14 protein-coding genes are annotated in these 14,410 nt (G+C 34.2%); 6 read left to right on the top strand and 8 right to left on the bottom strand.

The window, feature by feature from the left end; genetic code table 11:
* Window positions 1-227: 227 nt before the first annotated feature.
* A complete protein-coding gene (locus EV143_RS05335) occupies window positions 228-1,508 on the bottom strand; it encodes an acetyl-CoA C-acetyltransferase (RefSeq protein ID WP_133506934.1) in 1,281 nt (426 codons plus the stop codon).
* 331 nt (window positions 1,509-1,839) lie between these two features.
* Here EV143_RS05335 and EV143_RS05330 point away from each other — a divergent pair, with 331 nt between their 5' ends.
* Window positions 1,840-2,130: a GNAT family N-acetyltransferase gene (locus EV143_RS05330; RefSeq protein ID WP_133506933.1), complete on the top strand. Its 291-nt coding sequence runs from the start codon at window positions 1,840-1,842 to the stop codon at window positions 2,128-2,130.
* 59 nt (window positions 2,131-2,189) lie between these two features.
* Here EV143_RS05330 and EV143_RS05325 read toward each other — a convergent pair whose 3' ends face one another.
* The 4 genes from EV143_RS05325 to EV143_RS05310 all read right to left on the bottom strand — a co-directional run bounded on the left by EV143_RS05325 (window position 2,190) and on the right by EV143_RS05310 (window position 6,936).
* A complete protein-coding gene (locus EV143_RS05325; protein ID WP_133506932.1) occupies window positions 2,190-4,580 on the bottom strand; it encodes a mechanosensitive ion channel domain-containing protein in 2,391 nt (796 codons plus the stop codon).
* A gap of 228 nt (window positions 4,581-4,808) precedes the next feature.
* Window positions 4,809-5,141, bottom strand: coding sequence for a DUF5367 family protein (locus EV143_RS05320; RefSeq protein WP_133506931.1), 333 nt, complete (start codon window positions 5,139-5,141; stop codon window positions 4,809-4,811).
* Between the two features lie 10 nt (window positions 5,142-5,151).
* A complete protein-coding gene (locus tag EV143_RS05315; RefSeq protein ID WP_133506930.1) occupies window positions 5,152-5,985 on the bottom strand; it encodes a Rossmann-fold NAD(P)-binding domain-containing protein in 834 nt (277 codons plus the stop codon).
* A gap of 72 nt (window positions 5,986-6,057) precedes the next feature.
* The gene (locus tag EV143_RS05310; RefSeq protein WP_133506929.1) at window positions 6,058-6,936 is read right to left on the bottom strand and encodes a helix-turn-helix domain-containing protein; all 879 of its coding nucleotides are present in this window, start codon (window positions 6,934-6,936) and stop codon (window positions 6,058-6,060) included.
* Window positions 6,937-7,275: 339 nt separating this feature from the next.
* Here EV143_RS05310 and EV143_RS05305 point away from each other — a divergent pair, with 339 nt between their 5' ends.
* On the top strand, window positions 7,276-7,515 hold the full coding sequence (locus tag EV143_RS05305) for a hypothetical protein (RefSeq protein WP_133506928.1): 240 nt from the start codon (window positions 7,276-7,278) through the stop codon (window positions 7,513-7,515).
* Between the two features lie 40 nt (window positions 7,516-7,555).
* The gene (locus EV143_RS05300) at window positions 7,556-9,925 is read left to right on the top strand and encodes a hypothetical protein (protein WP_133506927.1); all 2,370 of its coding nucleotides are present in this window, start codon (window positions 7,556-7,558) and stop codon (window positions 9,923-9,925) included.
* 31 nt (window positions 9,926-9,956) lie between these two features.
* On the opposite strand, the gene EV143_RS05295 is transcribed toward EV143_RS05300, so the two are convergent.
* Together EV143_RS05295 and EV143_RS05290 are read right to left on the bottom strand one after the other, a co-directional pair.
* On the bottom strand, window positions 9,957-10,685 hold the full coding sequence (locus tag EV143_RS05295) for an AAA family ATPase (protein WP_133506926.1): 729 nt from the start codon (window positions 10,683-10,685) through the stop codon (window positions 9,957-9,959).
* Between the two features lie 30 nt (window positions 10,686-10,715).
* Window positions 10,716-11,447, bottom strand: coding sequence for a YggS family pyridoxal phosphate-dependent enzyme (locus tag EV143_RS05290; protein WP_133506925.1), 732 nt, complete (start codon window positions 11,445-11,447; stop codon window positions 10,716-10,718).
* Between the two features lie 204 nt (window positions 11,448-11,651).
* Here EV143_RS05290 and EV143_RS05285 point away from each other — a divergent pair, with 204 nt between their 5' ends.
* From EV143_RS05285 to EV143_RS05275, 3 genes are all read left to right on the top strand, one after another.
* The gene (locus tag EV143_RS05285; RefSeq protein WP_133506924.1) at window positions 11,652-11,885 is read left to right on the top strand and encodes a thioredoxin domain-containing protein; all 234 of its coding nucleotides are present in this window, start codon (window positions 11,652-11,654) and stop codon (window positions 11,883-11,885) included.
* Between the two features lie 156 nt (window positions 11,886-12,041).
* Window positions 12,042-12,305 (top strand): DUF2024 family protein, encoded by a 264-nt coding sequence (locus EV143_RS05280; protein ID WP_059117182.1) that lies wholly within the window; start codon window positions 12,042-12,044, stop codon window positions 12,303-12,305.
* 76 nt (window positions 12,306-12,381) lie between these two features.
* Window positions 12,382-12,987 carry a MarR family winged helix-turn-helix transcriptional regulator gene (locus EV143_RS05275; RefSeq protein ID WP_133506923.1) on the top strand — a complete coding sequence of 202 codons (606 nt, stop codon included), beginning with the start codon at window positions 12,382-12,384 and terminating at the stop codon, window positions 12,985-12,987.
* Here the strand turns inward: EV143_RS05275 and pdxR are convergent.
* The gene (gene pdxR / locus EV143_RS05270; RefSeq protein ID WP_133506922.1) at window positions 12,982-14,394 is read right to left on the bottom strand and encodes a MocR-like pyridoxine biosynthesis transcription factor PdxR; all 1,413 of its coding nucleotides are present in this window, start codon (window positions 14,392-14,394) and stop codon (window positions 12,982-12,984) included. The two genes, EV143_RS05275 and pdxR, sit on opposite strands and share 6 nt — an antisense overlap.
* Window positions 14,395-14,410 lie beyond the last annotated feature (16 nt).

The raw sequence follows: 14,410 nt of genomic DNA, 5'->3' as shown, positions 1-14,410 counted from the left end.
TTCACTCATCAAATAAAAAAAATCCAGACATTTGTCTGGATTTTTTGTTTTTTAACTGAGATGGTTTTTTAAACAAATGGAAACATAAATTTTAAACTTGATAGAAAAGATGTCTTAAACTTATATTTCCTTATATAACTTATATGGTTTGAACTAAAACAAACCTACAAGGTTTTGAAAACGTTGCAGGACCGCATAATTAGCCATTAATAATTAACCATTCATAATTATTTTTCAATAATCATCGTAATTCCCTGGCCGCCTGCCGCGCAAATCGAAATAAAACCTTTTCCAGAACCTTTTTCGTTTAATAATTTTGCCATAACGCCAATAATCCTTCCGCCAGTGGCAGCAAACGGGTGTGCTGCGGCCAAACTGCTTCCTTTTACATTCAGTTTGCTTCTGTCGATGACGCCGAGTGGTTTTTTAAGACCTATTTCAGCACTAAGTTCAGGGCTTTCCCAAATTTTTAAAGTGGCCAAAACCTGAGCGGCAAAAGCTTCGTGAATTTCATAATAATCAAAATCCTGTAACGTTAAGTTTGCTTTTTCGAGCATTCTGGATGCAGCAAATAAAGGCGCTAATAATAAGTTTTGCTGGTTTTTTACATATTCAATGGCAGCTACTTCTGCGTGCGTGATGTACGCTAAAATAGGTAATCCGTTTTCTTTAGCCCATTCTTCGCTTGCCAATAAAATACTCGAAGCGCCATCTGTAAGCGGCGTTGAATTTCCTGCTGTTAATGTTCCGTTTACTTTATCAAAAGCCGGAGCTAATTTCGCTAACTTTTCTAACGTACTGTCTTTTCTAAGATTATTATCTCTGTCAAGTCCGTTAAAAGGTGTAATCATATCATCAAAAAAACCTTCATCATAGGCTTTTGCCATATTCAAATGACTTTTTAACGCCAACTCATCCTGGTCTTCTCTCGGAATTTTATAATATTTGGCCGTAATTTCAGTATGTCCACCCATCGAAAGTCCGGTTTGGGCTTCTTCATTTCTTGGAACTAATGGCGAAAGATCTTTAGGTCTTAGTTTTAAAAACAATTTTATTTTTTCGCCCAATGATTTTGCTTTTCTCGCCTGAAGTAATATTTTTCTAAGATTTTCGCTCACCGCAATTGGCATATCACTAATAGAATCTACGCCGCACGCAATTCCGGATTCGATCTGGCCGAGCGCAATTTTATTGGCAATATAAATAGCACTTTCAATTCCTGTATCACAAGCTTGTTGCAAATCGCAGGCTGGAGTTGCAGGATCAAGAGAAGTTCTCATTACAGATTCCCGAATCAAATTATTATCAGACACATGTTTGATTACAGCACCGCCAACAACTTCTCCAAGCAATTTTCCCTGAAGATTATATTTATTGATAAGACCATCAAGAGTAGCGGTCATCATTTGTAAATTACTAACGTCTGAATAAAAAGTGTTTGCCCTTGCAAAAGGAATTCGGTTATAACCTACAATAGCAACTCTTCTAATATTACCCTGATTTTCCATCTTGTTATTTTTAAATTTATATTGTCTGTTTTACTTTATTTGGCACTAAAAGTATAATTATAAATAATTAGTATTATACATTTAAATAATGAGAATTTATAACGCTAAATTTACCATTTAAATCCTGTTTACGAAACATGCATTTCTTTATTTTCGACATTAAATACAAAGTTAAAATTTGTTTTACAGCTATTTTTAAATAACTAAATAAGTTCTATCTAAAAAGATTAAAAAAAGTTTTTGTATAATAAAAAGCAGCAGGAATTAGCAATATTTCGTAAATTGAAATCCGTTAAAAAGAATTTTACCAAAATTAATATATAGAAAAAAGATGCCGGAAATAAAATTAAAACTAGACGAAAAGCAGCATGGAGGTTTTCAATTAATTGAAAATGAGGAAAAAATAGGCGAAATGGTGCTTAGTATTTCAGGTACAATCCTGACAGTTTATCATACAGAAGTTGATGAAAAATACAACGGAAAAGGATATGCAAAATTGCTTTTGGATGCCATGGTTGCTTATGTTCGCGAACATAAATATACTGTAAAACCACTTTGTCCGTATGTTTTTGCACAATTTACAAGACATCCGGATGAATATGCTGACATCTGGCAAAAGTGATATTAAAAAAAAGCCTTCAAATAATTTGAAGGCTTTTTGATTTTCAGAAGAAGCTCTTTTTATGATGAAAAAGTTAATCCTTTAGCTTTAAAATTACTAAACATAACTTGTCTTGCTGTACTAACAGTTTCTTCGGTACGGTAAATACTGCACCAGAATTTGACCAGGATTTTGAATTTTCCGTCAGAAATAGCAGTGTAATAAATCTGAGAAGGTTTAGCATTATTTACTAACGGAAGATTTTCTAAAGATTCATTTATAATAATATTAATGTCTTCAGGATCAATATCTCCGGTAACTTCAATCGAAATTTCTACCAATTTAAAATTGTCAGTATACGTCCAGTTTGTGATGTTTTGAGATAATAAATTTCCATTCGGAATAATGATTTCGGCACCATTTGGAGCATTGATTTTCGTTGTACGAAGTCCCATCGATTTTACACGGCCAGATTCAGAACTTATATCAATAACATCCCCAATTTGAATTGGTTTATCAAAAATTAAAATAATACCCGAAACAAAGTTGTTTACCACATTTTGCAATCCAAGTCCAACACCGACACCTAAAGCTCCTAAAAGAATACTTAATTTATCCAAAGGCATTCCGGATGCAGCAACGGCCAAAAGATAACCTACAATTAAGACAACCAGTCGCGTAATTAGTAATTTAGAATGTTGTCTTTTATTAATGTTTTCTTCGTTTTCATCATCAATTTCACCAAAAAAGTACGCTACATATTTCTGCAATAAATGCGCTGTCCAGATAATAATAAAGAACAATACAATATTTCCTAACGTAAATGTAATGCTGCCAATTGTATTAGGATGCGTAAGCACTGATCCTAATGAAGTATGTAAAGATTCCCAAATATTTAAATTGGAAGCAATTACCACAAGCCACATATAACTTATAACGATGATAAATGGTTTTTTTAGCGTATCAGATAAACTTTCGTGATCAAAAAGTTTTTCGATATCACGTTTAAGTCTAGTTGTATATATCTGTAAAATAATGATTTCCAGAATAATTTTCAGCAAAACACTAAGTGCTACAATTTGTGTAAGCGATATAAAAGCGGTTAAACTAAGCATATTAGAAAGAGAAACTCTTCCGAAAATATTGTAAAGTATAGACAAACCGTTTAATACAATAAAAATAACACTGGCCCATTTAAAGAAACCTTTTATATATAATTGATCTTTAATGCTTCTGATTTGCACCAAACCATAACGAATTCCAAAAATATTAATCGCAATAAAACAACAACGCTGAAATAAACCAACTCCAATAAATAAATCAAGGAAACAAAGTGCAAAGAACAATCCTAAAAGCAACAGCCAGTTTCGCATTGATTTTCCTGACCATTTATTTTTGAAAAGTACCGTAATGCTCGCAAGTAAAATAAGATGAAGCATTTCTATAAAAAATGCCGGAGCGTATAAATTGCCAACAATGGCAATATTAAGACCAATTACAATAACCGGAATTATGATGCCTCTGTTAAGATATTTAAAATTAAAAGAAGTAAGTTTATCCAGGTGACCTTTTTCTTTTAAATAATTTAGATTGCGTTTTATGTACCAACCCAAAATTCCCATTAAAAAAGCCAAAGTAATCAGTCCGCCAGCACGATAGCTCAAATAATAAGAGGCAACACTTTCTTCAATAATTATTTTTGATTTGATATTTTGGCCAACTTGTTTTTTAGGAATAGAATCGTTGATACTCCATAAAAAAGGATATTCTTTTTTAAGCATACTAATTCCAGACTTCTCAAGCTTGCCCTCTACAGTAATTAAAGCATTCGAAACTGCAATTTTTCGCTGAACAGTTAATCGTTTATTGCTATTTAAAATCCCCTGATTTTTAGTCATCAGGCTATCTGTTGCTTTGTATCTTTTTCTAAGATTTCCAAATTCTTTTTTAAACTGCTTACGCTTTATAGTGTCTTTTACAAGACTCATTAAAGTTTTATCTTTACGAAGCTCAATAAATCGGGCTTTAATTTTTTCAAGATTCTGATTGCGTAAATTGATATCATTATTCTGATCGTCAAGTTCCTGCTGAATTTCTTTCAGTACAATACGATACATTTGCTGGTTTCGCACGTTCGGATTTGCACCGCTCAAACTGTTTAAAATTAAATCGAGTTTGCTTTGTGTTCTTCTTATTTCTCCAAATAAATGGTGACTTGCGCCATCAAAATCGGCATCATTATAAGCAGATTCCATTACAGCGCCGGCTTTTTCAATTGCCATCAAATAATCGCTGTCTGTTGTGGTTTCTTCAAATAGTTTTGATTTGCTGCCTGTTTTAGAACTTTTATTTTTTATGCTATCCGTTTTTAAACTATCTTTTTTTGGAACAGCGTTTTGCGAGTAAGAATGTGATGCAAAGAGCAACACGGTAAGTAAGGCTAATAAAATAGAATTTTTCTTTTGCATCATAATTTTAAGAATGAGTTTGGGTGCTCAAATTTAATTTTTTTTAACTGACATTTGGTGTTGTTGTGATAAGATTATAACAATTAAAAATTAATAATTAAAAAATGAAAAAGTCCAATTGATGTAATTGGACTTTTTTATTTAATAAGCTGAGGCATTTAAATTCCAAATTCTATTTTAAAGTAGTTGTTTTAATTTTAGCTCTCCAATAAAAATAAACGGTTAAAGTATTTAAACAAACGAATATCCAGAGAATGGGATTATTGAAAAAAGTTTGATAATTTCCCCGTTTGGAATTTCAATAAACGGAACTGTTATTAAAATATCCAACAACAATGCCGTTAATGACATAATTAATCCAATAACAAAGCCGTGAGTTTTACGGCCTGTTTTATAATAAAATTTCGCGCTTTCATTAGCATAAAAAACAAGTAACATCATAACCAATGCGGCTTGCAGGTTGAGTGAACTGTTTACTAACGGAACAAAACTGAGAATATAAAACGAAATACTTACACTAATCCAAACCAATATGCCGGGCAAAAGAATTTTTAAATAATTCATAAGAAGAATTTTAAACATTTATCGCATTCCAGATTCCGGTTTTCGCAGTTTCCTTTGCATAAGTTTCAAAATCAGTTGGTTTTCTGCCTAATACTTTTTCAATGTCATTTGTAATTTGAGAATTTCTTCCGTCTAAAACTTGTTCAAAAAGATAGTTAACCAACCAAATATGATCTTCCGGAATTTGATATTCCCGCAACATTTGTTTGTATTCTTCCAGCGTTACTGCCTGAAATTGAATCTCTTTATGAGTTGCTTTTGCAATTTCGGCAACAGCTTCAGGAAAAGTTAACAATTTTGGACCCGTAAGTTCGTAGGTTTGATTGTTATGATCGTGCAAAAGACATTCTACAACTACATCGGTAATATCATTTGCATCTGTAAAAGGCTCAAGTGCTTCTGCTCTTGGTAAAGCTACAAAACCGGCTAAAATAGGTTCCAGGAAAAAGCTCTCGCTAAAGTTTTGGTTAAACCAGCTTGCTCTTACAATCGTCCAGTTTTTGGCTGTGTTTTTTATAATTTCTTCGCAAAGCTGGGCTTCTTTTTCGCCTCTTCCGGATAATAAAACCATTTTTTGAACGCCAAGGTTGGTGGCTAGAGTTGCAAATTGCTGAATAATTTCTGCAGCAGCAGGAACAGCTAAATCGGGCTGAAAAGTAATGTAAACCGAATCTATTTCGTGTAAAACGGCATACCAGGTTGCTGGATTTTCCCAATCAAAAGGCTGTGCTGCATTTCTGGAACCAATTCTGATTACTGCTTCGTCTATTTTTTGCAAACGCTCAATAACTCTGCTTCCTGTTTTTCCGTTAGCACCAAGTACTAAAATGTTCTTATTTTTCATATCAATATTTTTAAAAGTGAATACTGATACAAAGGTGTTTAAGAATACATCAAATCATTTGTTGCAAAAGAATTACGATTTGTTTGAAAAGCATTTTTGTTTGATATCATTTGGTCGGGCACCAAATTTTTTATGAAAAGCATTCGAAAAAGAACTAAGACTTTCGTAACCCACTTCCCATGCGGCTTCCTGAACCGTTTTATCGCTTTGCTGCAGCAATTCATAAGCTTTGTTAAGGCGTTCTTCCTGAACATATTTAAAAACCGGAATTCCGAACAGCTCTTTAAAGTTCTTTTTCAATTTACTACTGTTCAGTCCAACCATTTTAGAAAGCTGGGTAATCGATGGCGGTTGAGAAAAGTTATGCGTAACAATTTCTTTGGCCTGAAAAAGTTTGTTTTTATCTTTTTCTGAAAAAACATCCTTTTGATCACTCGCCAATAATCCAAAAAAGTGTGCAAGAAGCTCGCTGATTTGACTTTTCAAAAATAATAATCGTGTATTTCCGGTATAAGTAGTATTGAAAATTTTTTGAACGGCGAGTTGCATATCAAGTGTCATGTAAAACGATGGGCCTTTTACAAAATGTTCCTGCGGATTTAATAAATCAGGCAAATGTTTTTCGAAAATTTCCTTTTCTGCCTGCGATAATAAATGCATGTTTTTTAATTTTGAGAAAATGCTAATCGACTGTAACGGTTTATCAGGTTCAATTTTATGAGAGAATTCTACTTTCTGATTTCCAAAAAAGCAAATAGCCAAACCTGTTGTATTGGTTAAGTATTTCGTTTGCTGGTTGTGTTTTATTTCTAATTCGACATTGCCGGAACCATAAAAAGCAAATCCAACAGCATCGCCATCGATCTCGCATTTCTGAACAAATGTTTTCGTTGCATTCGATTGCTCAATCAAAACTATAAAATCATTCAATTCAATAATATCCGTTGTCATATTTATTAGTTTATGATTTTAATCTCAGACGTTAAAAGTAGAAATAAGTTTTAATTTTCAGCCTCTTATCATGCAAAAAAACAAATCTGATACTAATTATAAAATTGATCTTTTGATGGGTTTATTGTTTTTCAAAAATAGGATTTCAATAGTTTTTCTTGTTTCAAAATAGCGCAATTGATGTTTCATTTTATAGCATGAAACATGTTTGTAAAATATTGTATGCTTGTTATTCCTAATTTAGATTTATCAAAATATAACGTTCCGGTTTGTTTTATACTGTTTGTATTTTTTAGTCCCAAATACTACACTAAATTTTTAATACAAAATCATATTTATATGTCCCTTCCCAACGAATTATACAGTGCGAAATTTGCAGATTATCTTGATTCTCTTAAGATTTTATACTTAGTAGATGATAAGTTTAAAGTAATATGCGATGATTATTGTAAGAGTAAAGTGAATACTGAAAAATACAAAAAAAAATTTGAGAAAAACTTTCATAACAAATTACAATCTGAGAATTTGTCTAAAGAACTGGAAGAAGAGATATTGATTTATCTGATAAGAAAAGAATAAATATCAAAGTAAATAAAACTTTAAAGTAATAAATTAAGTTATGAAAAAGATACTCCAGAACCTGGTAATATTGAGTTTTGCTGTAATTTTGTTGTCCTGCAAAAAGGATAAAAAAGATGAAAATATTGCCGGAGTTGTAAAACAATCGGCTGCTGATTCTATTGGCACAACTGATATTGGCTGGCCACGCGAAGTAACAAATGATGGAGCAAAACTGGTTTATTATCAGCCACAAGTTGATCAGTGGAGAGATTTTAAACAGTTAACTGCGCAAATTGCCTTTTCGCTAACGCCAAAAGACGGAAAAGAAGTTTTAGGAGTTGCTTCTTTGCAGGCAGAAACTATGGTCGATAAAGATTCTCATAATGTATTCTTTAAAAATGTGGAAGCAACTGGTGTAAGATTTCCTGCTCTCGATGAAAAACAAACACCTCAGATGGAGAAATTATTTAAAGAATTGCTGCCAAAAAGCGGAAATCCGATTGGTTTAGATCGAGTTATGGCAGATTTAGCAAATTCTAAAAGTCCTGATAAAGGTGTAGCTGTTAAAAATGATCCTCCCGTAATTTTTTACAGTGCAAGCCCGTCCATATTATTGATTGTTCAGGGCGAACCGGTTTTAGCTCCGGTAGAAAAAACGAATTTGAGCTATGTTGTAAATACCAATTGGGATTTATTTTATGATAAATCTTCAAAAAAATATTATTTGCTGGCAGAAAATGTATGGCTTACTGCTACCGATTTAAAAGGAAAATGGACCAAAACCCAAAGTTTACCAAAGGAAATGAGCAATTTGCCATCCGATCAAAATTTTGATGATGTCAAGAAAATGGTTCCGGCAAAGGCTGTTAATGTAGATTTGCAGGTTTTCTATAGCAATAAACCGGCTGAACTTATTGCAGTAAACGGAGCTCCAAAATTTTTAAAAATTCCGGACACGCAATTAATGTATATTGATAATACGGATAATGATATTTTTGCCGATCAAAAAGACGGGCAATATTATGTATTGCTTTCTGGCAGATGGTTTAAATCGAAGGAATTAACTGGACCCTGGAGTTATGCAACAACAAGCTTACCGGCTGATTTTGCAAAAATTCCCAAAGATTCTCCTCGTGCTAATGTATTAGCTTCTGTTCCGGGAACAGAAGAAGCTTCAGATGCTGTATTGCTTGCTCAGGTACCTACAACAGCCATTATAAAAAAAGCTGACGCCGAAGCTAAAGCAAAAGTCAATTATGACGGAACACCACAATTTAAACCCATTGAAGGAACATCACTTCAATACGCCAGCAATACGCAGGAGAGGGTAATAAAAGTAGGCGATATGTACTATTTGTGTTTTCAGGCGGTTTGGTTCATGTCAACAACTCCTAATGGACCATGGAAAGTAACAAATTCAGTCCCGAAAGAAATTTATACAATTCCGCCAAGTTCGCCCGTTTATAATGTAACCTATGTTACACAAAATGTAACCGATACAACAGTAGAAAGCAGTACAACAGCAGGTTATTTCGGAGCGTTTATTGTGGGTGCAATGTTTGGAGCCGTACTTACTTACGGAACCGGATTTTATTATCCGCCGTATTTATTCTATGGTCCGATGTATCCCATTTACCGCCCATGGCCTTGTACTTATGGCGTTGGAGCCGTTTATAACCCATGGACGGGCGGTTGGGCGGCAGGAAGATCTGTTTATGGCCCTTACGGATCAGCAGGAACCTCAGCCTGGTATAATCCTGCAACCGGAAGATACGGTCGTTCTGCAAGCGTTCAGGGTTGGTATGGCGGACGTACCGTAGCGCATTCATACAATCCGTGGACAGGAAATTATGCAGCCACAGCGCAAGGTCATAATGCATACGCACAATGGGGACATTCTGCAGCTACCAACGGCCGTGACTGGGTTCAGTCCGGACATATTACTACCAGACACGGAACTGCTATTGGCTATAAAACATCAAGCGGAAATGAAGGTGTAATTACGCATCACAGAGGTGGAGGAACTACAATTCGTACCAATAATAATTTGTATGCAGGGCATGACGGTCATGTTTATAAAAAAGATGCTAACGGAAATTGGAGCCATTATAATAATGGAAATGGTGGCTGGACTCAAGCAGGAACGCTGGGTTCTACACACAATTCCGGAGAAAAAATGCAGCGTCCTGCAGATAAAATTCAAAATAATAACCTGGATTTACAAAAAGCAGACAGAGTGTTAGGTTCGCCCAATAAACCTCTTGGAGAGCCGGGTCGCGCCAGCACTATTGATGGTCTTAATCGATCTGATCTTGCAAGAAACAGAGGAGAAACGCAAACCCGAAATTTTCAAAACTTTCAACGTTCCGGAGGTGGAATTGGTGGAGGCGGTGGCCTTAGAGGCGGCGGTTTCAGAGGAAGAAGATAAATTATTAATTCAGAAAAACAGCGTTTAGAGACTACGATTCTAAACGCTGTTTTTTATTTAAAAGTTCCAATTCTGCAATGATTTGTTTTTTCATAATAGTATGAATATAATCTTTGGCTTCGGCATAAGAAATAGCATATTTGCGTGGAATATCTTGTAAATGAGAAGGAAAAGAAGCTACTATTTTATCGTAATAAACGTCTAATTCTTTTTCATCCGGCATTTCAAATTTTAAACGTATTTGAAAACGTCTTAATAAAGCAGTATCAATACTATGATAATGATTGGTGGCACAAATAAGTAAACTTTCATTAGGCAAATAATCAATCAATTGAATGATAGTATTTACGAGACGTCGCATTTCGCCAACATCCTTGTCATCGCTGTCGCGGCTTTTTCCTATCTGGTCAAATTCATCTAAAAATAAAACTGCTTTTTCACGAATCGCCTTATCAAAAATGGCTTTTATGTTTTTAGAAGTTTCACCAATTCGTGCATTTATCAAAGTACTTAAATTGATAATTACAATGTTCTTATCCAAAGCAGTTGCAATCGCTTTTGCTGTTGTTGTTTTACCGCAGCCCGAATGTCCGTACAGTAAAATTTTATGATCAACTTTAAGATTGTACTTTTTTAATTCCTCAATATATTGATGTTCCTTAATGGTTTGCGCTAAAGCAGATTTATTTTCATCACTAAAAAGTAAATCACTCAATGCTATTTTTTCGGTATCGTTTACGGTAAGTTCGTACAAATTCATTTGAGTTTTTATTTGGTGCAAAATTAGATTTTATTCTGCAATATTCTCGTTCCAGATTTCTTTTCCCAAAAACCGATTTCCAAAGATTGATGTTCCAACTCTAACAAGATTAGAACCTTCGGCTATAGCCAATTCTAAATCTTGCGACATTCCCATAGAAAGTTTTAAATCAGAAATGCCTTCAATTTCTTCCTGATAAATCAGATCTCTGATTTCTCTTAACAAACGAAGAGAAGGGAGCATTTTTTCTTTTTCTACATCTAATAAACCAATAGTCATTAAGCCTTTGATTTTTAAGGTTTCGTATTTTTTAATTTCTTTAATAAATGAAATAACTTCTTTTGGAGGCAAACCAAATTTACTTGCTTCAAACGAAGTATTTACCTGAATAAAAACGTCCAGATTTCTGCCTTCCTTTTGTAATTGTTTATCTAATTCCTGCGCAAGACTTATTCGGTCAAGTGATTGAATGCAAGTCACATATTTTAAAACATCTTTAATTTTATTGGTTTGCAAATGACCAATAAAATGACGTTCAATATTTAAATGCCGCAAATCAGAATCTTTATCGCGTAATTCCTGCATTTTATTTTCGCCAAGTAAATGTTCTCCAGCTTCAATTGCAATTCTGATTATTTCGGCAGGAACGGTTTTAGTTGCTAACAAAAGCTGAACATCTGATGCATTTCTGCCAGAAATTTTACAGGCATTTTCGATACGATCGTGAACCTGTTTCAAATTAAAAAGGATATCGTCTTTCATAGTGCAAAATTACAAATGATCTGGAATGTAAATACAATCCAGTTTGTTCTATTTTGAATGGTCCAGTTTGATGTGTTCTTTAATAAATTGAAAATTGTAACTGGACCAGTAAGCTGTTATAAATGACAAAACTGGATGATTTTATGGTTAGGTATCCTGACTAATTTTGTCCTGTCAATAAAGTTTAACTAAAAACAAAACACAATGAGCAAATCGATTTTTTACCACGCAGGATGTCCAGTTTGTATCAGCGCAGAACACGACATTTTAAATTTAATTAATTCTTCGAATGTTGAAATAGTCAACATTGGAACAGACAGAAGCAGAATCGCCGATGCGCAACAAGCAGGTGTAAAATCAGTTCCGGCATTGGTAACGCCAACCGGAAATGTATTGCATATCAATTTTGGTGCTTCTATGGAAGATGTAATTGGTTAAATGTGATTACGCAGCTTCTGTCATTTCGACGGAGGAGAAATCACATAAAGTATTCCTCATGCAAAATCGCCAATCTTTGTCGAGTTACACATGTGATTTCTCCTTTCGTCGAAATGACACAATACTTAAAAACTAAATAAAAAAACTATAAATAATATGAAAGTAGCAGTATGGGATACATATGTAACCCGAAAAGACGGAAAAATTATGCATTTTGATATTCTTGTTGATGAGGATAATTATGATGCCAGCCAGGTTTTTGAATATGGTAAAAGTTACCTTAAAACAGTTTTACAGGAAGGTCAGCCTTTGACCGCCAACGAATGCAGATTTTGCCATATTGATCAGGCGCCTGCAGAAGTAGAAAATGAAATACTTAAAAACGGTTTTTCGATTATTGAAATGGAAAACTGTTACTAATGATTCTCTTTTAGGATTATTAATTCAATAGACTGAAAGTGGGGGCTTTCAGTCTATTTTTATTTGTTATAATAGTATGAAAAACATTTTTAATTTAGAAATGCAAAACAACAATTTAGACGGAAAAATTGTGGCTGGTTTCGAACGCTTGTCTCAGGTTTTCAGGGTTTTATTATGGGAAAAAGCCAAAAAATATGATTTGAGTCCAATACAGATTCAGCTTTTGATCTTTATAAAACATCATTACGGAAACAAATCAACAGTAAGTTATCTGGCGAAAGAATTTAATCTGACAAAAGCTACCGTTAGCGATACGATTAAGATTTTAGAACAGAAAAAATATATAGTTAAAGAGGCGAATAGCAGCGATTCAAGAAGTTATACAATTGTATTAACTGCTAGAGGTTTAGAAATTGTTTTGGTAACAGAAGATTTTACAGATCCTTTGTATGATATTGTAACAGAAACATCTGAAAATGATAAAGTTGTTTTATGGCAGAACATTAGTGCTCTAATTCAGCAACTGCATACTTTGCAAGTTATTAATGTGCAGAGTACCTGTTATAATTGCCATTATTTTTCGCAACAAAACGGAAGCAATCATTGTAAATTGATGGAAATAAAATTAGAAACCGCTGACATTAAACTGGATTGTCACGATCATAAACCCGCACGTTTATAAGTATTTGGCAAGGGTTAAAATTCCTTCTTCCATTTGTTGTTCTGTAAGTGAGGCATATCCTAATCGAAATCCTGATACCGGATTGCCAAAACTAAACTTATCCGGATTCATGATTTTGATGCCTTTGCTACGCAATTCTTCGCAAACTTTTTTGGCATCAATATTTTTATTCGGAACCATCCAAAAGGCTAAACCTCCTTCGGGTTTTGTAAAAGTAATTTTATCTTTAAGATGAAGATGGCAAAGCGTTTCAAAATGATCTCTTTTTGCCTTATAGATCAGGTTTGTTTTTTTAAGATGCCTTTTGATTTTACCTTCATTGATAAGATGTAAAATGGCTTCTTCCATAATGTTATCTCCTTGTACATCAATTATTCTACGGTGATTGGCAATTTTCTGAATGTTTTCAGATGAACTGGCAACATAACCTATACGCAATGCCGGAGCAACAATTTTGCTTAAAGTACCAATGTATACAAAGTTTTTGGCATTGGCGTAACTCGAAATGGGCAAAATGGGACGTTGCCCAAAATGGAATTCATGATCATAATCGTCTTCGATAATTGTAAATCCGTATTGATTGGATAAGTCAATAAGTTTCAGTCTTTTTTTCAGACTCATCGTAACCGTAGTAGGAAATTGATGGTGTGGCGTAACGTAGATTGCTTTTACATTTTGTTTTTTTTTGAGATGATTTTCAACCTCATCCAAATCTAAACCATCTGTAGTAACATTTACAGGAAGTAAACTGGCACCGGCATTTTCAAACGCTTCCCAGGCAGGTTTATAACCCGGATTTTCGATCATTACAAAATCTCCTTTCGAGAGTAAACAATGCGCCGCGAGATACATTGCCATCTGGCTGCCGCGCGTAATGCAAATTTCGTCGAGCGAAACATTCATACCTCTTTTAAAATTCAGCATTTGCACTATGGCTTTTCTAAATTCGATATTTCCCAATTCATTGCTGTAGCCCATAATTTGCCAACGCGATTTTCTGTTGAAAATTTCCCTGTAAGCGCGTGCCAGATCATTCATAGGGGCGAGGCGGCTGTCTGGAAGTCCGTCATCAAAAATAAGATGTGGTTTTAAATCTTCAACTGTATTATTGATTTGTTCTGTCGCTTTTTTATTCGGAATAATTTCGGGTAAAATATCAGCAATAAAAGTACCTTTTCGATCCATCGTAATCACCCAGCCTTCGGCAATAAGTACGTCCAGAGCTTCAATTACTGTATTTCTGTTCACATTTAAAAGTCCGGCCAACTGTCGGCTTCCTGGTAAAGCATTACCACTGGTTAATTTGCCGGATTTTATCGCAATGATAATAGCATCAGCAATTTGTAGATAAAGTGCCTTGTCTGATTTTTTGTCTAATTGAATTTCAAATTGCCATGGTCGTAACATCTGGACTGGTTGTTTG

Origin of the sequence: Flavobacterium chryseum (genome assembly GCF_004362015.1) — a bacterium.
Classification (GTDB): Bacteria; Bacteroidota; Bacteroidia; order Flavobacteriales; family Flavobacteriaceae; genus Flavobacterium.
The sequence above is the reverse complement of the archived record's forward strand: the minus strand, read 5'-3'. Positions and strand labels throughout refer to the sequence as shown.